The following is a 25,923-nucleotide window of genomic DNA, read 5'->3' on the forward strand; positions in this document are numbered from 1 at the left end:
ACACGGCAATTTTCAAATATCACTCAAAGAGTATTATCTGAAAATTGCTGTAACTATCGTTACAACAATTTAATTTGGCGCTTGGCGATGCCCTACTCTCACATGGGGAAGCCCCACACTACCATCGGCGTTATTACGTTTCACTACTGAGTTCGGAATGGGATCAGGTGGTACCGCAACACTATGGTCACCAAGCAAATTTGGTTTGCTTTCTATATAGAAACTCACGTTTCATTTTAAATCTGAAAAGCTATAAATAAAGAAGTCTTTAAAACATAAAGTGTTCTGTTTATTCTTAAGTCGTATTTCAATTAATCATACTTTAATTTGTATGGTTAAGCCTCACGGGTAATTAGTACAAGTTAGCTCAATGCCTCACAGCACTTACACACCTTGCCTATCAACGTTGTAGTCTCCAACGGCCCTTCAGGGAGCTTAAAGCTCCAGTGAGAACTCATCTCGAGGCCTGCTTCCCGCTTAGATGCTTTCAGCGGTTATCAGTTCCGAACTTAGCTACCGGGCAATGCTATTGGCATAACAACCCGAACACCAGTGGTTCGTCCACTCCGGTCCTCTCGTACTAGGAGCAGCTCCTCTCAATTCTCAAACGCCCACGGCAGATAGGGACCGAACTGTCTCACGACGTTCTAAACCCAGCTCGCGTACCACTTTAAATGGCGAACAGCCATACCCTTGGGACCAACTTCAGCCCCAGGATGTGATGAGCCGACATCGAGGTGCCAAACACCGCCGTCGATATGAACTCTTGGGCGGTATCAGCCTGTTATCCCCGGAGTACCTTTTATCCGTTGAGCGATGGCCCTTCCATTCAGAACCACCGGATCACTAAGACCTACTTTCGTACCTGCTCGACGTGTCTGTCTCGCAGTTAAGCTGGCTTATGCCTTTGCACTAACCACATGATGTCCAACCATGTTTAGCCAACCTTCGTGCTCCTCCGTTACTCTTTGGGAGGAGACCGCCCCAGTCAAACTACCCACCAGACACTGTCCGCAACCCCGATAAGGGGCCTACGTTAGAACATCAAACGTACAAGGGTGGTATTTCAAGGTTGACTCCACATCATCTAGCGACAATGCTTCAACGTCTCCCACCTATCCTACACATGTAGGTTCAATGTTCAGTGCCAAGCTATAGTAAAGGTTCACGGGGTCTTTCCGTCTAGCCGCGGGTACACTGCATCTTAACAGCGATTTCAATTTCACTGAGTCTCGGGTGGAGACAGCGTGGCCATCATTACGCCATTCGTGCAGGTCGGAACTTACCCGACAAGGAATTTCGCTACCTTAGGACCGTTATAGTTACGGCCGCCGTTTACCGGGGCTTCGATCATGAGCTTCGACCTAAGTCTAACCCAATCAATTAACCTTCCGGCACCGGGCAGGCGTCACACCGTATACGTCATCTTTCGATTTTGCACAGTGCTGTGTTTTTAATAAACAGTTGCAGCCACCATTTCTCTGCGACCAACAATAGCTTACGGAGCAAGTCCTTCACCATCATTGGCGTACCTTCTCCCGAAGTTACGGTACCATTTTGCCTAGTTCCTTCACCCGAGTTCTCTCAAGCGCCTTAGTATTCTCTACCTAACCACCTGTGTCGGTTTGGGGTACGATTCTCTTATATCTGAAGCTTAGAGGTTTTTCCTGGAAGCCGGGTATCAACTACTTCATCTCCGTAGAGACTCGTCATCAGTTCTCAGCCTTAATGTACGCCCGGATTTACCTAAGCATACAGCCTACAACCTTAAACATGGACAACCATCGCCATGCTAGCCTAACCTTCTCCGTCACCCCATCGCAATATAAGTGAGTACAGGAATATTAACCTGTTTCCCATCGACTACGCCTTTCGGCCTCGCCTTAGGGGTCGACTCACCCTGCCCCGATTAACGTTGGACAGGAACCCTTGGTCTTTCGGCGTGGAGGTTTTTCACCCCCATTATCGTTACTCATGTCAACATTCGCACTTCTGATACCTCCAGCAAGCTTCTCAACTCACCTTCGACGGCTTACAGAACGCTCCTCTACCATGCAAAGAACAAGTCTTTGCATCCGTAGCTTCGGTGGTATGTTTAGCCCCGTTAAATCTTCCGCGCAGACCGACTCGACCAGTGAGCTATTACGCTTTCTTTAAAAGATGGCTGCTTCTAAGCCAACTTCCTGGCTGTCTGAGCCTTTCCACATCGTTTCCCACTTAACATACACTTTGGGACCTTAGCTGACGGTCTGGGTTGTTTCCCTTTCCACGACGGACGTTAGCACCCGCCGTGTGTCTCCCGCGATTGAACTTATTGGTATTCGGAGTTTGCAAAGGGTTGGTAAGTCGGGATGACCCCCTAGCCTTAACAGTGCTCTACCCCCAATAGTTAGACGCGAGGCGCTACCTAAATAGCTTTCGAGGAGAACCAGCTATCTCCCGGTTTGATTGGCCTTTCACCCCCAGCCACAAGTCATCCGCTAATTTTTCAACATTAGTCGGTTCGGTCCTCCAGTTGATGTTACTCAACCTTCAACCTGCCCATGGCTAGATCACCGGGTTTCGGGTCTAATCCCAGCAACTATTCGCGCAGTTAACACTCGGTTTCCCTACGGCTCCGCTATTCGCTTAACCTTGCTACTGAAATTAAGTCGTTGACCCATTATACAAAAGGTACGCAGTCACAGAACAAGTCTGCTCCCACTGCTTGTACGTATACGGTTTCAGGTTCTATTTCACTCCCCTCACAGGGGTTCTTTTCGCCTTTCCCTCACGGTACTGGTTCACTATCGGTCAGTCAGTAGTATTTAGCCTTGGAAGATGGTCCTCCCATATTCAAACAGCATATCACGTGTGCCGTCCTACTCGATTTCACAGTAAGGTCGTTTTCATGTACGGGACTATCACCCTGTATCGTGAAACTTTCCAGAATCTTCCACTAACTTCCAAACTGCTTAAGGGCTAGACCCCGTTCGCTCGCCGCTACTAAGGGTATCTCTATTGATTTCTTTTCCTCGGGGTACTTAGATGTTTCAGTTCTCCCGGTTCGCTTCGTAACGCTATGTATTCACGTTACGATACTCTACAAAGTAGAGTGGGTTCCCCCATTCGGAAATCTGTGGATTAACGCTTTTTATCAACTCCCCACAGCTTAACGCAGATTAACACGTCCTTCATCGCCTCTGACTGCCTAGGCATCCACCGTATACGCTTAGTCACTTAACCATACAATCTAAAGTCGACCGTACAATTGAAATAACTAGGTATTATCTAGTTTTTTTCGCCTCAAGAATACTCAAGAACACTATATTGTTATTACCGAAGTAATAACGTGTTTTAAGAACTTCTTTATTTATTCAGCTTTCCAAATTTTTAAAGAGCAATTTGCTAAAAAGCAAAGATAAACAAGCGATTGCTTATCTTTGCTTACTAGCGTCTTACTATTAGTAAGACATACTATTCAACTTTCTATTCAAGCAATTTGTGTGGGCACTTACAAAAATTAACAACTTTACGTAAGGAGGTGATCCAGCCCCAGGTTCCCCTAGGGCTACCTTGTTACGACTTCACCCCAGTCATGAACCACACCGTGGTCATCGCCCTCCCGAAGGTTAAGCTAATGACTTCTGGTGCAGCCCACTCCCATGGTGTGACGGGCGGTGTGTACAAGGCCCGGGAACGTATTCACCGTGACATTCTGATTCACGATTACTAGCGATTCCGACTTCATGGGGTCGAGTTGCAGACCCCAATCCGGACTACGACGCACTTTATGGGATTCGCTTACCATTGCTGGTTTGCAGCCCTTTGTATGCGCCATTGTAGCACGTGTGTAGCCCTACTCGTAAGGGCCATGATGACTTGACGTCGTCCCCACCTTCCTCCGGTTTATCACCGGCAGTCTCCTTAGAGTTCCCACCATTACGTGCTGGCAAATAAGGATAAGGGTTGCGCTCGTTGCGGGACTTAACCCAACATTTCACAACACGAGCTGACGACAGCCATGCAGCACCTGTCTCATAGTTCCCGAAGGCACCAATTCATCTCTGAAAAGTTCTATGGATGTCAAGAGTAGGTAAGGTTCTTCGCGTTGCATCGAATTAAACCACATGCTCCACCGCTTGTGCGGGCCCCCGTCAATTCATTTGAGTTTTAACCTTGCGGCCGTACTCCCCAGGCGGTCTACTTAATGCGTTAGCTTAAGAGCCCAGTTCTCAAGGAACCAAACTCCGAGTAGACATCGTTTACGGCGTGGACTACCGGGGTATCTAATCCCGTTTGCTACCCACGCTTTCGCATCTGAGCGTCAGTTACTTGCCAGGTGGCCGCCTTCGCCACTGGTATTCCTTCAGATCTCTACGCATTTCACCGCTACACCTGAAATTCTACCACCCTCTCAAGAACTCTAGTTTGCCAGTTCGAAATGCAGTTCCCAGGTTGAGCCCGGGGCTTTCACATCTCGCTTAACAAACCGCCTGCATGCGCTTTACGCCCAGTAATTCCGATTAACGCTTGCACCCTCCGTATTACCGCGGCTGCTGGCACGGAGTTAGCCGGTGCTTCTTCTGCGAGTAACGTCACAGTAGCAGAGTATTAATCTACTACCTTTCCTCCTCGCTGAAAGTACTTTACAACCCTAAGGCCTTCTTCATACACGCGGTATGGCTGCATCAGGGTTTCCCCCATTGTGCAATATTCCCCACTGCTGCCTCCCGTAGGAGTCTGGACCGTGTCTCAGTTCCAGTGTGGCTGATCATCCTCTCAGACCAGCTAGGGATCGTCGCCTTGGTGAGCTCTTACCTCACCAACAAGCTAATCCCACTTGGGCTCATCTAGTCGCGAGAGCTTTCAAGAAGAGGCCCCCTTTCACCCGTAGGTCGTATGCGGTATTAGCAGTCGTTTCCAACTGTTGTCCCCCTCGACTAGGCAGATTCCCAAGCATTACTCACCCGTCCGCCGCTCGACGCCAGAATAGCAAGCTATTCTTCGTTTCCGCTCGACTTGCATGTGTTAAGCCTACCGCCAGCGTTCAATCTGAGCCATGATCAAACTCTTCAATTAAAAGTTTTTGACTAATCAACGATGTTGATTAAGTCGGCTCAATGAATTCTGTACTTTAACAACAAACCGAAGCTTGTTGTTTATAAAACCAAATCTTTCGATTTAATTTAATGTTCACAATTACATTGATATAATTTTTGGTCATTATATCTCTGCAAGTGCTCACACAGATTGCTTGAATAAATTGTTAAAGAGCATTGACCTTACGGTCTGATTGTGTGCTTTACGCACTACAATTTTAAAATAACACTCATAGAATGTTATTTAAGAATTGTTGGCGGAGTGGACGGGACTCGAACCCGCGACCCCCGGCGTGACAGGCCGGTATTCTAACCAACTGAACTACCACTCCGCACAATCTGTGCTAATGTTTCCATCAGTCTTAATTTATAGTCTCTCGACGTTGTTTGGCGCTTGGCGATGCCCTACTCTCACATGGGGAAGCCCCACACTACCATCGGCGTTATTACGTTTCACTACTGAGTTCGGAATGGGATCAGGTGGTACCGCAACACTATGGTCACCAAGCAAATTTGGTTTGCTTTCTATATAGAAACTTACGTTTCATTTTAAATCTGAAAAGCTATAAATAAAGAAGTCTTTAAAACATAAAGTGTTCTGTCTATTCTTAAGTCGTATTTCAATTAATCATACTTTAATTTGTATGGTTAAGCCTCACGGGTAATTAGTACAAGTTAGCTCAATGCCTCACAGCACTTACACACCTTGCCTATCAACGTTGTAGTCTCCAACGGCCCTTCAGGGAGCTTAAAGCTCCAGTGAGAACTCATCTCGAGGCCTGCTTCCCGCTTAGATGCTTTCAGCGGTTATCAGTTCCGAACTTAGCTACCGGGCAATGCTATTGGCATAACAACCCGAACACCAGTGGTTCGTCCACTCCGGTCCTCTCGTACTAGGAGCAGCTCCTCTCAATTCTCAAACGCCCACGGCAGATAGGGACCGAACTGTCTCACGACGTTCTAAACCCAGCTCGCGTACCACTTTAAATGGCGAACAGCCATACCCTTGGGACCAACTTCAGCCCCAGGATGTGATGAGCCGACATCGAGGTGCCAAACACCGCCGTCGATATGAACTCTTGGGCGGTATCAGCCTGTTATCCCCGGAGTACCTTTTATCCGTTGAGCGATGGCCCTTCCATTCAGAACCACCGGATCACTAAGACCTACTTTCGTACCTGCTCGACGTGTCTGTCTCGCAGTTAAGCTGGCTTATGCCTTTGCACTAACCACATGATGTCCAACCATGTTTAGCCAACCTTCGTGCTCCTCCGTTACTCTTTGGGAGGAGACCGCCCCAGTCAAACTACCCACCAGACACTGTCCGCAACCCCGATAAGGGGCCTACGTTAGAACATCAAACGTACAAGGGTGGTATTTCAAGGTTGACTCCACATCATCTAGCGACAATGCTTCAACGTCTCCCACCTATCCTACACATGTAGGTTCAATGTTCAGTGCCAAGCTATAGTAAAGGTTCACGGGGTCTTTCCGTCTAGCCGCGGGTACACTGCATCTTAACAGCGATTTCAATTTCACTGAGTCTCGGGTGGAGACAGCGTGGCCATCATTACGCCATTCGTGCAGGTCGGAACTTACCCGACAAGGAATTTCGCTACCTTAGGACCGTTATAGTTACGGCCGCCGTTTACCGGGGCTTCGATCATGAGCTTCGACCTAAGTCTAACCCAATCAATTAACCTTCCGGCACCGGGCAGGCGTCACACCGTATACGTCATCTTTCGATTTTGCACAGTGCTGTGTTTTTAATAAACAGTTGCAGCCACCATTTCTCTGCGACCAACAATAGCTTACGGAGCAAGTCCTTCACCATCATTGGCGTACCTTCTCCCGAAGTTACGGTACCATTTTGCCTAGTTCCTTCACCCGAGTTCTCTCAAGCGCCTTAGTATTCTCTACCTAACCACCTGTGTCGGTTTGGGGTACGATTCTCTTATATCTGAAGCTTAGAGGTTTTTCCTGGAAGCCGGGTATCAACTACTTCATCTCCGTAGAGACTCGTCATCAGTTCTCAGCCTTAATGTACGCCCGGATTTACCTAAGCATACAGCCTACAACCTTAAACATGGACAACCATCGCCATGCTAGCCTAACCTTCTCCGTCACCCCATCGCAATATAAGTGAGTACAGGAATATTAACCTGTTTCCCATCGACTACGCCTTTCGGCCTCGCCTTAGGGGTCGACTCACCCTGCCCCGATTAACGTTGGACAGGAACCCTTGGTCTTTCGGCGTGGAGGTTTTTCACCCCCATTATCGTTACTCATGTCAACATTCGCACTTCTGATACCTCCAGCAAGCTTCTCAACTCACCTTCGACGGCTTACAGAACGCTCCTCTACCATGCAAAGAACAAGTCTTTGCATCCGTAGCTTCGGTGGTATGTTTAGCCCCGTTAAATCTTCCGCGCAGACCGACTCGACCAGTGAGCTATTACGCTTTCTTTAAAAGATGGCTGCTTCTAAGCCAACTTCCTGGCTGTCTGAGCCTTTCCACATCGTTTCCCACTTAACATACACTTTGGGACCTTAGCTGACGGTCTGGGTTGTTTCCCTTTCCACGACGGACGTTAGCACCCGCCGTGTGTCTCCCGCGATTGAACTTATTGGTATTCGGAGTTTGCAAAGGGTTGGTAAGTCGGGATGACCCCCTAGCCTTAACAGTGCTCTACCCCCAATAGTTAGACGCGAGGCGCTACCTAAATAGCTTTCGAGGAGAACCAGCTATCTCCCGGTTTGATTGGCCTTTCACCCCCAGCCACAAGTCATCCGCTAATTTTTCAACATTAGTCGGTTCGGTCCTCCAGTTGATGTTACTCAACCTTCAACCTGCCCATGGCTAGATCACCGGGTTTCGGGTCTAATCCCAGCAACTATTCGCGCAGTTAACACTCGGTTTCCCTACGGCTCCGCTATTCGCTTAACCTTGCTACTGAAATTAAGTCGTTGACCCATTATACAAAAGGTACGCAGTCACAGAACAAGTCTGCTCCCACTGCTTGTACGTATACGGTTTCAGGTTCTATTTCACTCCCCTCACAGGGGTTCTTTTCGCCTTTCCCTCACGGTACTGGTTCACTATCGGTCAGTCAGTAGTATTTAGCCTTGGAAGATGGTCCTCCCATATTCAAACAGCATATCACGTGTGCCGTCCTACTCGATTTCACAGTAAGGTCGTTTTCATGTACGGGACTATCACCCTGTATCGTGAAACTTTCCAGAATCTTCCACTAACTTCCAAACTGCTTAAGGGCTAGACCCCGTTCGCTCGCCGCTACTAAGGGTATCTCTATTGATTTCTTTTCCTCGGGGTACTTAGATGTTTCAGTTCTCCCGGTTCGCTTCGTAACGCTATGTATTCACGTTACGATACTCTACAAAGTAGAGTGGGTTCCCCCATTCGGAAATCTGTGGATTAACGCTTTTTATCAACTCCCCACAGCTTAACGCAGATTAACACGTCCTTCATCGCCTCTGACTGCCTAGGCATCCACCGTATACGCTTAGTCACTTAACCATACAATCTAAAGTCGACCGTACAATTGAAATAACTAGGTATTATCTAGTTTTTTTCGCCTCAAGAATACTCAAGAACACTATATTGTTATTGCCGAAGCAATAACGTGTTTTAAGAACTTCTTTATTTATTCAGCTTTCCAAATTTTTAAAGAGCAATTTGCTAAAAAGCAAAGATAAACAAGCGATTGTTTATCTTTGCTTACTAGCGTCTTACTATTAGTAAGACATACTATTCAACTTTCTATTCAAGCAATTTGTGTGGGCACTTACAAAAACTAACAACTTTACGTAAGGAGGTGATCCAGCCCCAGGTTCCCCTAGGGCTACCTTGTTACGACTTCACCCCAGTCATGAACCACACCGTGGTCATCGCCCTCCCGAAGGTTAAGCTAATGACTTCTGGTGCAGCCCACTCCCATGGTGTGACGGGCGGTGTGTACAAGGCCCGGGAACGTATTCACCGTGACATTCTGATTCACGATTACTAGCGATTCCGACTTCATGGGGTCGAGTTGCAGACCCCAATCCGGACTACGACGCACTTTATGGGATTCGCTTACCATTGCTGGTTTGCAGCCCTTTGTATGCGCCATTGTAGCACGTGTGTAGCCCTACTCGTAAGGGCCATGATGACTTGACGTCGTCCCCACCTTCCTCCGGTTTATCACCGGCAGTCTCCTTAGAGTTCCCACCATTACGTGCTGGCAAATAAGGATAAGGGTTGCGCTCGTTGCGGGACTTAACCCAACATTTCACAACACGAGCTGACGACAGCCATGCAGCACCTGTCTCATAGTTCCCGAAGGCACCAATTCATCTCTGAAAAGTTCTATGGATGTCAAGAGTAGGTAAGGTTCTTCGCGTTGCATCGAATTAAACCACATGCTCCACCGCTTGTGCGGGCCCCCGTCAATTCATTTGAGTTTTAACCTTGCGGCCGTACTCCCCAGGCGGTCTACTTAATGCGTTAGCTTAAGAGCCCAGTTCTCAAGGAACCAAACTCCGAGTAGACATCGTTTACGGCGTGGACTACCGGGGTATCTAATCCCGTTTGCTACCCACGCTTTCGCATCTGAGCGTCAGTTACTTGCCAGGTGGCCGCCTTCGCCACTGGTATTCCTTCAGATCTCTACGCATTTCACCGCTACACCTGAAATTCTACCACCCTCTCAAGAACTCTAGTTTGCCAGTTCGAAATGCAGTTCCCAGGTTGAGCCCGGGGCTTTCACATCTCGCTTAACAAACCGCCTGCATGCGCTTTACGCCCAGTAATTCCGATTAACGCTTGCACCCTCCGTATTACCGCGGCTGCTGGCACGGAGTTAGCCGGTGCTTCTTCTGCGAGTAACGTCACAGTAGCAGAGTATTAATCTACTACCTTTCCTCCTCGCTGAAAGTACTTTACAACCCTAAGGCCTTCTTCATACACGCGGTATGGCTGCATCAGGGTTTCCCCCATTGTGCAATATTCCCCACTGCTGCCTCCCGTAGGAGTCTGGACCGTGTCTCAGTTCCAGTGTGGCTGATCATCCTCTCAGACCAGCTAGGGATCGTCGCCTTGGTGAGCTCTTACCTCACCAACAAGCTAATCCCACTTGGGCTCATCTAGTCGCGAGAGCTTTCAAGAAGAGGCCCCCTTTCACCCGTAGGTCGTATGCGGTATTAGCAGTCGTTTCCAACTGTTGTCCCCCTCGACTAGGCAGATTCCCAAGCATTACTCACCCGTCCGCCGCTCGACGCCAGAATAGCAAGCTATTCTTCGTTTCCGCTCGACTTGCATGTGTTAAGCCTACCGCCAGCGTTCAATCTGAGCCATGATCAAACTCTTCAATTAAAAGTTTTTTGACTAATCGCCTAAGCGATTAAGTCGGCTCAATGAATTCTGTACTTCAACAACAAACCGAAGCTTGTTGTTTATAAAACCAAATCTTTCGATTTAATTTAATGTTCACAATTACATTGATATAATTTTTGGTCATTATATCTCTGCAAGTGCTCACACAGATTGCTTGAATAAATTGTTAAAGAGCATTAACAACAACGCTTTACGCTGTAGCCAGGCTGCGTATAATACGGCAACCAGTTTTGAAGTCAAGTACATATTGCACTTTATTTCAGGAGGTTTGAAAAGCAACTTTCGATACTGATAAAACACCTTTACTTAGCGGCTCTTGCCGTTTCAGTGAGGTCGGATTATAGAGAACTGGGCTCACTTAGCAAGTTTTATATGCCGTAATTAACCAGATATATTGAGCTGTACAATAATTGCGCACATGACGTGTATTAAGTGTGGTGCAGCTGAGTTAGTTCGAAAGGAAAGGTGATTATTCATACAATAATCACCTTCTTAGTTACTTACACATTCATATTCTAAATATAAGCAGCTTAAATAATTAACTTATTTACAGCTCAGCTTCATCGGACTTGATTTGACGTATATATAAGTACACAGTATGTTTTGAAATATTCAGTTTTTCCGCAACCATATTAATTGCATCTTTAATATCAAAAATACCTTGTTGGTGAAGCGAGATTACAATGTGCTTATTTTTAGCATTATTGGCAATATCAGTTCGGTTGTTAATATCGGCAATCGTTTCTTCTACAGAGCGGTCAACCAATTCTTCGACTGTCGTTGCGAAATTTTCAGAAGACAACTCAGTTTCTCTTGTCTCAGGTGTAGGTAATAGCTCCTGAACAAAATCAATAAATGACGCACCAATATTAATGTTGATACAAATTAAACCGATTGTTCTTTCAGAACGGTTTTTGATTGCGATCGTCATCGAACGCATCATTTGACCATCTTTTGTCTGTGTAAAATAAGCTTTAGAACATTGCTTATTTTGTTCCGATATATCCTGTAGCATCATTAATGCTAAATCAGTGATCGGAGAACCTTCAACACGGCCTGTATTAAAACCATTTTCAATTTTAATCACAGAACGATCTACGCTTTCTAATGAGTGTAAGATCACTTCACATTGCTTACCAAATAAAGCAGCAATACCTTCTATAACACCATCATAAGATTTTAAAATACGGTGATCTTCATCCGTAAACGTATATGAACTTGTTAATTCATTCTTAATATTATCTAGTTCAAGTAGCACAACTATCCCTCGCCTATAGTTAAGCCCATTTGGGAGGCAACGTTAACATAGTTCAATACTAAAAACTTTGAACCGGATACCAGATATTATATTAAAATAAAATATCTGGTCGATATTAATAACTATACAAATAAATTAAGGTAATTACTTCATCCCTTGTTTAACATAAACATCAAAGCGATTTTTCTTAGTTTCGATTGCCATGCTCGGTTCAGCGTTTGCTATATATTCAGCATAATCAGGACGTTTAACAACAACACGCTTCGTCGCTACGCGCATGGCAGGTTCAAACAGACCATCCGCATCTAAATCCGCTCCAACTAAAGATTGAAAAACGCGCATCTCTTTTTTCACCAGTGCCGATTTCTTCTTATGTGGATACATAGGATCAAGATAAACCACATCAGGAGTAATACCCAAACCTTCTAATTTCGACAGGCTTGATGCAAAGACCAATTTTAGCCTTGTTCCAATCCAGCCACCGATCTCTGCATCGTCAACGGCTCTCTTTAAACCATCGTCCAGTAATGCCGCAACAATTGGCGAGCGCTCTAACATAGTGACATGACAACCTAATGATGCCAGCACAAATGCATCTCGGCCTAAACCTGCCGTGCCATCAACAACAGATGGTGTTACTCCCGACTTTAAGCCCACGGCTTTTGCAATTGCTTGCCCTTTGCCACCACCAAATTTACGACGGTGATTAACGGCACCACCAGCGAAATCAACATATACAGAACCGAGCTTTGGTTCATCTAGTTTAAATAATTCAAGTCCCTTATCCGAATATACTAATTGGAATTGAGCATCAGCCACAGGCTCAAGAGAAAACCCCCACTGTTTAGCAAGTTCTGCTATATGTTCAGAAAAGAGTGAATCTGTTGTGATTATTTGTATGCTGTTCATGTAGGCCTGATAAGGTTAGGTATAATGATTCAAGTTAGATTGCCTATATTAGCAAAAAATACGAATACAACCTAAATTCAGTTGATGATTAGAGGAAAATAGAAAGTGTGAATTAAAAAACACTTTCATTTTGAGAGATAAATTCTAATAGCTCATGCAGTGGTATCGGACGACATAATAAGAAACCCTGTGAGTAATCACATTTTTTCTCTTGTAGGTAATTCAATTGTGCTTTTGTTTCAACGCCCTCAGTTACGACTTTCATCCCCAGATTATGAACAATAGTAATAATACCATCGAGTAGTAAATTATCTTGCTGGTTCTCAGGAATATTAATAATGAAACTACGGTCAATTTTAACTATATCAGCAGGCAAGCTGCGCAAATAGTTTAGTGATGAATAACCCGTACCGAAATCATCAATCGCAATTTTAACACCTGCACTTTTTAAAGCGTTAATGCGTTGCATATACTGACCGTCCATATCCATCAGTAAACTTTCAGTAATCTCCATGGTCACCGAGCTATAAGGTAAGTTATGTGAAGAAATTACTTTGAGCCATTCTGATACTTGCATATCAACAGTCTTAAATTCAAGACTAGAACGGTTTACACTCATTTCAATATAAGGATAACCGGCTTCATGCAAAATTTTCAGGTCACAGCACGCCTGATCTAATACATATTCCCCTAAACCTTGAATGAGACCGCCTTCTTCAGCCAGAGGGATAAACTCCGCTGGTGAGATAAAACCTCTATCTTGATGCTTCCAACGAACTAAAGCTTCGACTTTATCAATTTTACCCGTGACATTATCAACTATAGGTTGATAGTACACATCAAGACTGCCACGTTTGATCGCATCCGCTAACTCAACAACCGTTTGATGTTTAAGTATCGCAGCATCACTTAACTCTTGCGTAAACGTAACGCATTGATTACGACCTTTACGCTTTGCTTCAAATATCGCTTGTTCTGCACTTTGCATTAACTCTTCAACCGATACCCCATCTTCTGGGTACATGGTAATACCGACCGATGCTGTCACATAACGCTGCTGATTTGAGAGTTGATAAGCTTGCGCAAAAACACCTTGTAACTGTTTAGCATATACTTCGGCTTGACGTTTATTCACCACCTCAGGGATGATAAATGCAAATTCATCGCCATCAATTCGGGCAAGAAAATCATTTTCTCGACTTCGGTATTTTAATCGTTCAGCAGTCTCTTGCAGCAGGCGATCACCGGCCATAAAATCTTCTGAATTATTGACTGATTTAAAGTCATCAATATCAATATAGAGGATCGCAAATTTTTGCTCATATTTAGCTGATTTATCGATAACTTGACTAATTTCAGCACTAAAATACTGACGATTCGGCAAACCAGTTAGCGTATCAAAATTAGACTGGCTGATAATCTGTTGCTCTGTTTTCTTCTCTTCTATCACATCTGTAAAGACAGCAAAGAAATATTTAAACTTACCACCTTCTTTAATACTAGAAAGCGTCACTTGTTGCGCAAATATCTCACCCGCTCGGTTACGACTCCAGATAACGCCTTTCCACTCATTATTATTTAACAGTGCTTCAGAAATACCATTACAGAAAGCTTCATCATGAACGCCAGAACGCAATAGATCATGTGTACGCCCTATCGCATCTTCGGCGCTATAGCCTGTGATGATTTCAAAAGCAGGGTTAACATCAATAATCCTGCCATTGAAATCACAAAACATAATGCCTTCAGCGCTATGTTTATACACACTTTCAATAATGGATAGACGTTGTCTGTTATCTTGCTCTTCGGTGAGATCTTGAATAGTGTTAATAAAATATTGAATGTTATTAACGTCATCCTTAACTGCCGAGACTGTTAACTTTGTCCATAAGATACTACCGTCACGATGGCGATAACGTGCATTAAGCGTAAAATCATTACGTTTGTTGGCATATATTTCTTGATAATATTCTTCAAACTGCTCTATATCGTCATCAAAATATAAATTCAGGCTGCTGGTATTCAGTACACCCTTTTCACGTAAACGATGAAAATCTTCCAATTCATAACCAAACATCTTACATGCCTGCTTATTCACCCATTTAATTTCACGCTTCGCATTTAGTTTGATTAATCCTACTGGCGTTGTAGCTAAAACAGTTTCAAGAATACGCTCTTGCGCAGATGCCCTTTTTTTCGTTAACTCCTCTGCGGTGATATCTTTACTAATACAATCTAGGCGATATACCTGCCCTGACTCATTAACAATAGGATAAATATCACTTTGAATACGTTTTGAATTGCCCTGTAATGTCGTGATATTGAAAATACTACGTATAGATGCCGGTGAATTAGACTCGATAGCATTTTGAAAGTCACGAAATACAGAAGCTTTATCTGATTTATGTACTAATGCTAACAAAGCTTCTAGTTTATCAATTTGTTCTACACTCTCGGTTTCAATAATACTGGTCGCAGAATCAGAACATACTAATCTATCTTGTTCCAAAAAGTAGCTCCAACTACTTAAGCGACCTTTGGCTATATTATCTTCTAGCCACAATGTATAAGCACTTAACTCTGCAGGTGGATCACAAGTCGTTATAGCGGAAGGTAATGTAACAAATGGTTTAGGCTGAAGTTCTTTTTCTAAAAAGCCAGACACTAAGCGGATTAAGTTTAACTCAAGCTTATGTTTAGAAAGTTGGCGAGGAAAAAATACGGATAACACACCGATGGGTTGGCCTAATGCGTCATTTAAACGAATACCTAAGTACGCTTGGGCTTTCCATTCTTGCAGTAATGCTTGCTCAGGAAATCGTGATGCTAAATCTTGTTCATATTCCGCATAACCGCGTTGATAAGCAGCAAAACACGGCATAGATTGAAAATCAATCTCAGCATTAGGAACGAATACCCCCTGCTGTAAACAAGACAACATAGAGAGATCAAAAGACTGGGGGCAGACAGTCGCAACATAAAGAGTATCAACACGCAGTAATGTGGCTAAATTAGTGAGAAACAAATCCAGATGGTTTGACGCGTATAATGGTGTCGTATCAATGTTTATATCACTAAGCGTGAGTGTATCAATCATACATCCTTGTCCAGAAATTCAGTTAGTTTAACTACAGTAGATTGATATCCCTTCAATTATTACCACAGATTATTTACAACTATGGTAATACTTTAGCACTAAAAATAAAGTGGTAAATATCACGCCAAGATAATACACAATTTACCACTATTTTAAAATCAAAACTAAACGATAACCGCTACAACTCAGCAGTTATCGCCAGTTATCCATTGTATTAATTGATTCCTGAATGATTTAATAACGCATATGTACTCGGTTTACGCCCACGGAACTGCACAAATAAGGCCATTGGTGTATCACTACCTCCACGTTCAAGCACACAATGCATAAAGTCACGACCCGTTTCAGCATTAAAAATACCTTCGTCTTCAAAACGTGAAAAAGCATCAGCGGATAATACCTCTGCCCATTTATAGCTGTAATAACCTGCCGCGTAACCACCAGCAAAAATATGCGAAAAACCATTTTGGAAACGATTAAATTCTGGCGCCGGTAATACAGATACTTTTTCTCTTACCGAGTTTAATACCGATTGAATATTTGAACCTTGCGCAGGGTTATATTCCATGTGCATCCGGAAGTCGAATAAACCAAACTCAATTTGACGTAACATACCCATCGCAGAATTAAAATTCTTAGCGGCTAATAGCTTATCCAACATAGATTGTGGTAGTGGCTCATCTGTTTTGTGATGACCTGAAATAAACGCAAGCGCCTCTTCTTGCCAACACCAGTTTTCCATAAACTGACTTGGTAGTTCCACTGCATCCCACGGCACGCCATTAATACCCGACACTGCTGCAGGAATCACTTTTGTTAACATGTGATGTAGGCCATGACCAAATTCATGGAATAAAGTCGTCACTTCATTATGAGTAAATAGTGCCGGTGTATCGCCAACTGGTTTATTAAAATTACAGGTTAAGTAAGCGACAGGTTTTTGTAGCTCTCCATCAGCTTTAATACGATGTGTTAGACAATCATTCATCCAAGCTCCACCACGTTTGTGTTCACGAGCATATAAATCCAGATAAAAACTACCGCGTAATTCACCTTCTTCATCAAATATCTCGAAGAAACGTACATCGTCATGCCAAGATTCAGCACCAAGTTCTTCGATAATGTTCAAACCAAATAAGCGTTTAACCACTTCAAACATGCCTTTAACTACTCGATCTTCAGGGAAGTATGGGCGTAGCTCTTCATCAGAAATTGTGTATTTAGCTTGTTTTAATTTTTCAGCATAGAATGTCAGGTCCCAAGCTTCTAACGCTTGAGCCATAAAGTTATCTTTTGCGAAGGCTTGAATTTCCGCAAGTTCAACATCTGCTTGTGAAACGGATTTATCAGCAAGGTCCGTTAAAAACTCTATCACTTGCGCTGGCGTTTCAGCCATTTTTGTCGCTAACGATTTTTCTGCAAAGTTAGCAAAACCAAGTAACTCCGCAAGCTCATGACGCAGTGCGATAATTTCAGCCATGATTGCCGTGTTATCCCACTTACCCGCATTGGGGCCGACATCAGATGCACGAGTACAGAATGCTTCATATACTTCACGACGTAACTCTCTATTTTCAGAATACATCATCACGGGTAAATAACTTGGGAAGTCTAAAGTAAATAAATAACCTGTTAATGATTTACTTTCTGCAGCTGCTTTTGCTGCTGCTTTAGCTGATTCAGGCAAGCCAATAAGTAATGCTTCGTCAATGATCTCTTTCTGCCAACCTAAAGTAGCATCCATAACATTGTTACTAAATGTTGATGTCAGTTGTGATAAACGTTTAGTGATCTCACCATAACGCTGTTGTTCATTATCAACTAAATCAATACCGGACAATCTAAAATCACGCAGCGCATTAGTAATCACTTTCTGTTGTGCAGTAGATAGCGTAGCAAACTCATTGCTGTCATGTAATTGCTGGTAAGCTAAAAATAACGCCTGGTTCTGTCCAACTTTAGTTGAGTACTCTGACAGTAAAGGTAAACAAGCATCATGGGCTTCACGTAATTCATCACTGCTCACCACTGCATTTAAGTGGCCAATAGGCGACCAGACACGTCCTAACCGATCATCACTTTCTTCTAAAGGCGCAACCAAATTAGCCCAAGTGACAGCATCTTCATTCGCTAACACGTTAGCAATAACCGCTTCACAATCAGCAATTGCTTGCGTGACAGCTGGCACTATGTGCTCGGGTTTAATACTCGCGAACGGGGGTAAACCTGTCATAGTCAAAAGTGGGTTAGTCATAGAGTAATCCTATTTATAATGATATTAATTAGTTAATGCGGCTATAAAATGATAATTTCAAGTATAGTGAGTAAATATCGAGAAACGCTAAACGCGTAAAATTTAGCATTGATAGGTAAAAGTAATGACCGTGAATGGCTTTACCTACTAATAATATCTCTCAATTCAGTTTAAACTGTGTAATTAACTTTATAACAAAACAAGGTGATGAACTTAGTCATATAATAAGTTCATCTTCTCAATTAAGGACTATAATAATATGTCACAACATTTTGATTATATTGCCATTGGTGGTGGTAGCGGCGGTATTGCATCTGCAAACAGAGCTGCAATGCACGGTAAAAAAGTTGCTATCATCGAAGCAAATGCGCTAGGTGGTACTTGTGTTAATGTTGGTTGCGTACCGAAAAAAGTGATGTGGCATGGCGCACAAATCGCCGAAGCTATGCACCTTTATGCAAAAGACTATGGCTTTGATGTTGAAAATAAGGGCCTTGATTGGGGTAAATTAGTTGCGGCACGTGAAGCGTATATCGGCCGTATCCACACTTCTTATGACAATGTATTAGGTAATAATAAGGTCACTGTTATCAAAGGTTTTGCGACCTTCGTAGACAAAAACACCGTCAGCGTAAATGGGGCAACCTACACAGCCGATCATATCCTGATTGCAACTGGTGGTGCACCAACAATTCCTAATGTGCCAGGTGCTGAGCACGGTATTGATTCGAATGGTTTCTTTGAATTGACAGAGCAACCAAAACGCGTTGCTGTTATCGGTGCAGGTTATATTGCTGTTGAACTAGCAGGTGTATTAAATGGTTTAGGCAGCGAAACACATTTATTTGTCCGTAAAGAATCTCCACTGCGTAGCTTTGATCCAATTTTAATTGATACCTTGGTTGATGTAATGAATACCGAAGGTCCAAAATTACATACTAACTCAGTACCAAAAGAAGTAGTGAAAGAAGCAGATGGTTCTATCACCTTACACCTTGAAAATGGCAAATCACAAAATGTTGATACCCTAATCTGGGCTATCGGTCGTCATCCTTCTACAGACAAAATCAACCTTGCAGTAACGGGTGTTGAAACCAATGACCGTGGTTACATCAAAGTAGACGAATACCAAAACACCAATGTTGATGGTATCTACTGTGTAGGTGACATTATGGAAGGTGGTGTTGAACTAACACCAGTTGCTGTGAAAGCGGGTCGTCAATTATCAGAACGTCTATTCAACGGTAAAACAACAGCTAAAATGGATTATAACCTGATCCCTACGGTTGTATTTAGCCACCCACCAATTGGTACTATCGGTTTGACAGAACCTGAAGCAATTGCACAATACGGCGAAGAAAACGTTAAAGTATACCAGTCAGGCTTTACTGCTATGTATACAGCAATCACTTCAAACCGTCAGCCTTGCAAAATGAAATTGGTTTGTGCCGGTGAAGAAGAAACCGTTGTTGGTCTACACGGCATTGGCTTTGCTGCTGACGAAATGATCCAAGGTTTTGGTGTCGCGATGAAGATGGGCGCAACCAAAGCAGATTTCGATAGCGTTGTTGCGATCCACCCGACAGGCTCAGAAGAGTTCGTTACTATGCGCTAGCGCTAGCTCATATTCTGGTGTGCATATAATTGATATGCGCATCAACTTTTCCACTTTCATTTCAATAATATTTCCTATCTCGCTATAGAGATCACGAAACAACCCCATCCTTGTTAAATACGCACACAAAATACTTAACATTAACCTAACAACTAGCTATATTATTCATACGTTGGCATTAGCCACTTAACCATACTTCTCAGGCTCACCACTTTCTAACCATATTGATAAGGATATTTTTATGGGCGCATTATTGCAGCCAGTCACTTACCTGATTAGCCGATTATCATTTCAGAAAAAGTTTGGTTTAGTGATCTTACTACTTGCCACACCGATAGTATTTTTTTCATTTAAAATCATCTCGCAAACACAAAAAGATATCGCCTTTGCAGAATCTGAGCTGCAAGGCTATCAATTATTACAAGACTTACCTGAAGTCGCTGATAAGTTAATTGATTATCGCCATCTATTAAGCTTGGAAGTTGCAGAACTTGAACCTGGAGATGACAAAATACAACAAGCACAAGAGCTCGCAGAAAACACCTTCAATCAATATTACAGTGCTTATACGGCAGCAACAGGATTGAAATTATCAGCGTTTGATAAGATCACTACCGATTGGCAACAACTCAAAGCCGACAGTGATTTTTTATTACCAGAAGAAATCTTCTATGCCATCGATTTGATGTTAGAGAACCTGCGTATAGGTACCCGTGAGATCAACAGCGAAAGTAAACTATTATTTGATTCACATTTGGGTAGCTATTACCTGATTAATTTAACCCAAAGTCAATTACCACGACTTGCTGATTTATCTTACCAAGTAACAGACAAAGCGGCTGAAACAGCAGCTTTTGCTGCATTTACGGCCACCAGCTTTAATGATTTAAGCCGCCGCATTGATCAACTTAATATTATTTTTTCAGCAACCGATAATGATGTGCAAGCATTAGTAGCAATTAACTCCAACTATCACAGCACCTTAGTCACACCACTTGAACAGATCAAAACCACCATGGCGATACTCGAAGATCTACTCGACCGCCAGTTAATAAATACCGTATCAGCCGAGATCAAAATTGACCCTAATACGCTTTATCGTTTAGGTGAAGAGCTACGAGTAAAAACCAATGATTTGTATCAAATCGCCTTTAATACGCTCGGTACTGAAATAACGGTCAGACTCAGTGAACAAAATAGCGAGCTAAATATTTTTTACGCGATTCTGCTCACCTTATTTGTGGTTTGCATGGTGATCTTATTAAGTATTTATATTTCTCTAACCGAAACCATACGTAGTATCAGTCAAGTAGCGCAGAATGTATCAAATGGGGACCTTTCGCAAAACGTGAAGATTGTCAGCAGTGACGAACTGGCCATTATTGCCCAACACTTCAATAGCACCATTGGTGGCATGCGCACGTTAGTCAAGCAACTCAATAGTAGTGCCGTTGATGTACATAGTTCGGTCCAGGACATTAAAGATAAAACCAATTCAGCAGAAACTACCATCACCGCACAGCAAACGGAAACCCACCAAATAGCAGCTGCAATAAAACTAATGGCAGCCACATCAACGGAGATGGCCATTAATGCCAATGATGCCACTGGTGCAACACATGATGCTGAGCGTGCTGTATTAGAAGGCAAACAAGTTGTAGACCAAACAATCATCGCCATTAATGCGATTGCTTCAGAGGTACAAACATCAAGTGATACCATTCAGAAACTAGAAAGCCATTGCGCCGATATAGGAGGTGTAGTGGAAGTAATCAAGAGTATTGCCGAACAAACCAACTTACTGGCATTAAATGCCGCGATTGAAGCAGCCAGAGCCGGTGAACAAGGCAGAGGTTTTGCGGTGGTCGCAGATGAAGTGAGAACACTCGCAAGCCGCACACAACAATCAACGAATGAAATTCAAGCGATGATTGAGCGTGTACAATCAGGCGCGAAAGAATCAGTAAAAGTAATGGCAGTAGGCAGAGAACAAGCCAACATGGGCGTGATGCAGGCCAAAGAAGCCTCAAATACCTTTGAAGCGATTACTTTGTCAGTCGATAAGATCGTTTCACTCAATAGCCAAATAGCGAGTGCGATTGAAGAACAAAGTCTCGCGGCAGAGGAAATTGAACGTAATGTCAGTAATGTATCTGAGGGTGCGGATTCGGCACGCTCTGTTGCCACAGGTGCTACTCAGTCAGCACATAACTTATTAACCGTTGCCGATAAGTTAACTGAAGTTGCCGAGGAATATGCTTTTTAAAAGTTATATTTTAGCATTTTTAATTAGTGGTTTAAGCGTACTTCATTGCTTTAAGCCACAATTTAACTATTTGAATATAAGTTATCCCTCATGAAACACTAGATTTGAATAAATTTGCCGACTACACTGCCAATACGTCTTAACCCACACCCGAAATTGGTACAAATGAAAAATCAAAAAAAAGCTATGCTGTTCGGCTTTATTACAGTCTTACTCTGGTCCACGGTAGCCTCCGCATTTAAAATTACGCTTAGCCATTTTGCACCCATTCAAATGGTTCTAATTGCCTCATTGACCAGTATTGTTCTACTGCTGGGTCTTGCTTACCAGCAAAAAAAATTATATTTACTTAAACAATATTTTGTTAAGCAGCCGCTATTCTATTTAACACTGGGGGTAATTAATCCGTTTCTCTATTATTTAGTGTTATTTAAAGCCTATGACTTACTGCCCGCATCACAAGCCCAAGCCTTAAATTATACTTGGGCAATCACACTGACATTATTATCAGTGCCTTTTTTAGGCCAAAAGATCCGAAAAAAAGACTGGGTGGCAATCTTATTCAGTTATACCGGAGCCTTAATTATTGCCACTAAGGGGGATCTATTAGGCCTTAATTTTGAAAGTCCACTTGGGGTTGTATTTGCATTGTTAAGTACATTGATTTGGGCAAGTTACTGGATTATTAATGCGAAAAATAACAATGACCCTATTATTAGTCTGTTACTTGGGTTTTTATTAAGTTTACCCTTTACCCTCGTCGCAACAGCGCTACTCGCAGACTTTAATTTTAGTTCTGTCGAAGGTATTTTAGGCGCGATTTATATCGGCTTATTTGAAATGGGGATTTCATTTGTATTGTGGTTAATGGCCATTAAATTAGCCACCAATACCGCACAGGTAAGTAACCTTATCTTTATTTCGCCATTTATCTCGCTGTTTTTATTAAGTGCCATTGTTGGTGAAGAAATTCATCCTTCGACCTTCATCGGCTTAGTAACAATTATCATCGGACTCGTTATCCAACAAATTAACTGGCGTAAAAAACGTAGTACCGTAACAGCGAAATAATCGTGACACTTGGTGGCTGATAAATAAAATCAGCCACCAGCGGAGTCAAATTAAACCGTAATAATGACTTAATCACGGTTTAATTACTGAAAGTATCACAATCCCCATTACCTCCTCTTGCATATCTAAACCCTAACAGGTTAATGTTTCAATATTCTCTCTTTCTATAACCAGAACATGATCCTATAAAACGCAGAGTAGTGCGTCAGGTAACATGACGAACCGGACAGCAAGATGCCTCAAACAATAGAACAGAAATTAGCAGTAATACGTACCCATATGAATGCAGCAAACTTAGACGCATTTATCGTTCCGCGCGCAGATGAGTACCTTGGCGAATACGTACCAGCACATAATGAACGCCTATTATGGTGCAGTGACTTTACCGGCTCAGCAGGCACGGCAATAATCTTAAAAGATCGCGCCGCCATTTTTACCGATGGTCGTTATACAATTCAGGTTAAGCAGCAAGTTAATGGCGATTGCTTTGAGTTTTATCATCTTATCGAAACACCACATGTTACTTGGTTAAGTGAACAATTACCCGCCAATGCAAATGTCGGTTATGACGCCAAAGTACATAATTTAAATTGGCATAACGCCAGTAAAAAAACCTTAGCAGATAAACAAATAAACTTAGTGGCAGTCAATGAAAACCCTGTTGATTTGAGCTGGTCAGATAGACCTATACCAACAGAAAATTTAGGCCTGTTACTCGATGAGAAATACACTGGCCAGTCAAGTTTAGAAAAACGCCAACAGATTGGTGCCGATATTGAGAAGCAAGGTGCTGATGCCGTTATTATCAGCGCGTTAGATTCTATTGCTTGGTTATTGAATATCCGTGGTAAAGACATTCATTGCTTCTGCGTGATCTTAGGCAGTGCGGTATTACGTAAAGACGGTTCGATGACATTCTTCACCAATCCATCGAAGATCCCCGCTGGTTTTCACGAACACGTTGGCGCTGGTGTTAAGATTGTTGATGAATCACAGGCAACTGTAACTTACCAAGCGCTCGGAGAACAGCAATTAGATGTATTAGCAGATCCTGAAGCATCAAATGCATTCAGCCAGCTAACCGCACAGCAAGCTGGTGCGACTCTCATTGCAGGCAATGATCCAGTAGCATTACCAAAAGCCTGTAAAAATGCAGTTGAACTTGCAGGTATGCGTGCCTCACATATTCGTGACGGCGCTTCAGAAGTACGCTTCCTTAATTGGCTAGAAACAGAAGTTACCGCAGGGCGTTTGCATGATGAAGGTTACCTTTCTGACAAGCTGACAAGTTTCCGTGCATCGAATGAGAACTTCGTTGAATTAAGTTTTGATACTATTTCAGCAGCAGGTGGTAATGCCGCTATGTGTCACTACAATCATAATAATGGCGTGCCAGCACAACTCCCAATGGACAGTATTTACCTGTTCGATTCAGGCGCTCAATACCTTGATGGTACAACCGATATTACCCGTACTGTTGCCATCGGTACACCGAGTGCTGAGCATAAGAAAATGTTCACCTTGGTATTAAAAGGCCATATCGCACTGGCTAAAATGAAATTCCCAGCAGGCACTAACGGTGGTCAACTGGATTCACTCGCGCGTCAATTCTTATGGCAACAAGGTTATGATTATGACCACGGAACTGGGCATGGTGTAGGTTGTTTCTTGAATGTACACGAAGGTCCACACCGTATTGGTAAAAACGCTAACGGCGTAGCATTAGAACCGGGTATGGTGGTATCCAATGAGCCGGGTTACTACAAACAAGATGAATATGGTATCCGTTGTGAGAACCTAATTTATGTTGTTGCTAAAGATAATGGCCATGATGGCAAGACATTCTACGAATTTGAAACATTAACACTGGTTCCTTTTGATTTGCATCTGATAGATCAACAGCTACTCTCACAAGACGAAGTAAACTGGATCAATACTTATCACGCTCAAGTACGTGACGCATTATCCCCATTGTTAACCGGTGCTGATTTACAGTGGCTATCTCAAGCCACACACGCTATTTAATTAATTATTATGTAACCAATCTAATCGATTGGTTACGCATTAGAAGGAGTTGGCATGACCCAACCACAGATCGCTATTTTTAACGAACAAAGCCAAAGCTATCATCATTTAGAATACAAATTGAAAGAGGATGTTTACTTAGCCAATATCCAAAGTGCACTGCAAAAAGCATTATGCAAACAAACAAATGACATTAACATCGTAATTGCCTTTGGTCGTAGTGCCACGAATACGCTATTACCTGATTTACAACTTACTGCATTTGACGATTTTACCGAGATAGCGAGTCCGCACGGCAAAAAAGCCATCGCGAGCCAAGGTGATATAATGTTTTGGATCCATAGCGACAATGCTAGCCATACCTTAGAGCAAGCATTTCATATCCAATCGGTGATAAGTACAATTGCCGAGATCCAACTGGATATTTCCGGTTTCCAGTACCATAAAAATCGCGATCTCATTGGTTTTGTTGATGGCACAGCGAATCCAAAAGAAGATGCGCGTCAATTAGCGTCGTTGATCCCAAAAGGACAACCGGGTGCAGGCGGTAGCTTTGTGCTATCACAACAATGGGTTCACGATTTAAGTAGTTTTAATGCGATGCCAATACCGGAGCAAGAAGCGGTTGTCGGTCGTACTAAAGAAGACGATATTGAGTTATCCGGCGATGCGATGCCAGCTAATTCACACGTCAGCCGCACCGATGTATCGGGAATGAAGATATATCGTCGTAGTTCGCCTTATGGTAACGCATCCGAACACGGACTATACTTTTTAGCATTCGCATGTGAACAATTACGCTTTACGACTCAGCTACAACGTATGTATGGAATACCTGACGGAGTCACAGACAGATTAATTGATTATTCAGATGCTGTAACAGGATCATATTGGTTTGCCCCTTCTCAAACAGAACTCGACACATTAATGAATTAATTTGCATTCAACCGGG

9 protein-coding genes, 1 tRNA gene and 6 rRNA genes are annotated in these 25,923 nt (G+C 43.0%); 5 read left to right on the plus strand and 11 right to left on the minus strand.

Translation table 11 applies throughout. From position 1 onward, the window contains the following. Positions 1–79: 79 nt before the first annotated feature. The 11 genes from rrf (HWV01_RS20865) to prlC all read right to left on the minus strand — a co-directional run bounded on the left by rrf (HWV01_RS20865) (position 80) and on the right by prlC (position 17,994). Positions 80–195: ribosomal RNA gene (rrf, locus tag HWV01_RS20865) — 5S ribosomal RNA — on the minus strand. Positions 196–331: 136 nt separating this feature from the next. Further along, positions 332–3,225: ribosomal RNA gene (locus tag HWV01_RS20870) — 23S ribosomal RNA — on the minus strand. A 291-nt stretch (positions 3,226–3,516) separates the two neighbouring features. Then, positions 3,517–5,061, minus strand: a 16S ribosomal RNA gene (locus HWV01_RS20875). 275 nt (positions 5,062–5,336) lie between these two features. Next, positions 5,337–5,413: transfer RNA gene (locus HWV01_RS20880), tRNA-Asp, on the minus strand. 60 nt (positions 5,414–5,473) lie between these two features. Beyond that, a 5S ribosomal RNA gene (gene rrf, locus HWV01_RS20885) occupies positions 5,474–5,589 on the minus strand. A gap of 136 nt (positions 5,590–5,725) precedes the next feature. Further along, a 23S ribosomal RNA gene (locus HWV01_RS20890) occupies positions 5,726–8,619 on the minus strand. 291 nt (positions 8,620–8,910) lie between these two features. After that, positions 8,911–10,455: ribosomal RNA gene (locus tag HWV01_RS20895) — 16S ribosomal RNA — on the minus strand. Together the 16S, 23S and 5S rRNA genes with 1 tRNA gene alongside form the textbook arrangement of a ribosomal RNA operon. Positions 10,456–11,023: 568 nt before the next feature. Beyond that, the gene (locus tag HWV01_RS20900) at positions 11,024–11,734 is read right to left on the minus strand and encodes a transcriptional regulator (RefSeq protein ID WP_211673314.1); all 711 of its coding nucleotides are present in this window, start codon (positions 11,732–11,734) and stop codon (positions 11,024–11,026) included. 144 nt (positions 11,735–11,878) lie between these two features. Then, complete coding sequence (locus HWV01_RS20905) at positions 11,879–12,643, minus strand: class I SAM-dependent methyltransferase (protein WP_211673315.1); 765 nt, start codon at positions 12,641–12,643, stop codon at positions 11,879–11,881. Between the two features lie 112 nt (positions 12,644–12,755). Then, positions 12,756–15,740 carry an EAL domain-containing protein gene (locus tag HWV01_RS20910; protein WP_211673316.1) on the minus strand — a complete coding sequence of 995 codons (2,985 nt, stop codon included), beginning with the start codon at positions 15,738–15,740 and terminating at the stop codon, positions 12,756–12,758. A 214-nt stretch (positions 15,741–15,954) separates the two neighbouring features. Then, on the minus strand, positions 15,955–17,994 hold the full coding sequence (prlC, locus tag HWV01_RS20915) for an oligopeptidase A (protein WP_211673317.1): 2,040 nt from the start codon (positions 17,992–17,994) through the stop codon (positions 15,955–15,957). 259 nt (positions 17,995–18,253) lie between these two features. Between prlC and gorA the strand changes: the two genes are divergently transcribed. From gorA to HWV01_RS20940, 5 genes are all read left to right on the plus strand, one after another. Then, positions 18,254–19,609, plus strand: coding sequence for a glutathione-disulfide reductase (gorA, locus tag HWV01_RS20920; protein ID WP_211673318.1), 1,356 nt, complete (start codon positions 18,254–18,256; stop codon positions 19,607–19,609). Between the two features lie 241 nt (positions 19,610–19,850). Then, a complete protein-coding gene (locus HWV01_RS20925; protein ID WP_211673319.1) occupies positions 19,851–21,875 on the plus strand; it encodes a methyl-accepting chemotaxis protein in 2,025 nt (674 codons plus the stop codon). 165 nt (positions 21,876–22,040) lie between these two features. Beyond that, positions 22,041–22,946 carry a DMT family transporter gene (locus HWV01_RS20930; protein ID WP_211673320.1) on the plus strand — a complete coding sequence of 302 codons (906 nt, stop codon included), beginning with the start codon at positions 22,041–22,043 and terminating at the stop codon, positions 22,944–22,946. Between the two features lie 234 nt (positions 22,947–23,180). Further along, complete coding sequence (locus tag HWV01_RS20935) at positions 23,181–24,971, plus strand: aminopeptidase P family protein (protein WP_211673321.1); 1,791 nt, start codon at positions 23,181–23,183, stop codon at positions 24,969–24,971. A gap of 54 nt (positions 24,972–25,025) precedes the next feature. After that, the gene (locus HWV01_RS20940) at positions 25,026–25,907 is read left to right on the plus strand and encodes a Dyp-type peroxidase (protein WP_211673322.1); all 882 of its coding nucleotides are present in this window, start codon (positions 25,026–25,028) and stop codon (positions 25,905–25,907) included. The last annotated feature ends 16 nt before the right edge of the window (positions 25,908–25,923 follow it).

It is taken from the genome of Moritella sp. 5, from assembly GCF_018219455.1.
GTDB lineage: Bacteria > Pseudomonadota > Gammaproteobacteria > Enterobacterales > Moritellaceae > Moritella.

Coding starts and splice junctions, on each gene's coding strand:
- prlC (WP_211673317.1), bottom strand. CDS start 17,994: ATGACTAACCCACTTTTGACTATGACAGGTTTACCCCCGTTCGCGAGT.
- HWV01_RS20935 (WP_211673321.1), top strand. CDS start 23,181: ATGCCTCAAACAATAGAACAGAAATTAGCAGTAATACGTACCCATATG.
- HWV01_RS20910 (WP_211673316.1), bottom strand. CDS start 15,740: ATGATTGATACACTCACGCTTAGTGATATAAACATTGATACGACACCA.
- HWV01_RS20940 (WP_211673322.1), top strand. CDS start 25,026: ATGACCCAACCACAGATCGCTATTTTTAACGAACAAAGCCAAAGCTAT.
- gorA (WP_211673318.1), top strand. CDS start 18,254: ATGTCACAACATTTTGATTATATTGCCATTGGTGGTGGTAGCGGCGGT.
- HWV01_RS20905 (WP_211673315.1), bottom strand. CDS start 12,643: ATGAACAGCATACAAATAATCACAACAGATTCACTCTTTTCTGAACAT.
- HWV01_RS20925 (WP_211673319.1), top strand. CDS start 19,851: ATGGGCGCATTATTGCAGCCAGTCACTTACCTGATTAGCCGATTATCA.
- HWV01_RS20930 (WP_211673320.1), top strand. CDS start 22,041: ATGAAAAATCAAAAAAAAGCTATGCTGTTCGGCTTTATTACAGTCTTA.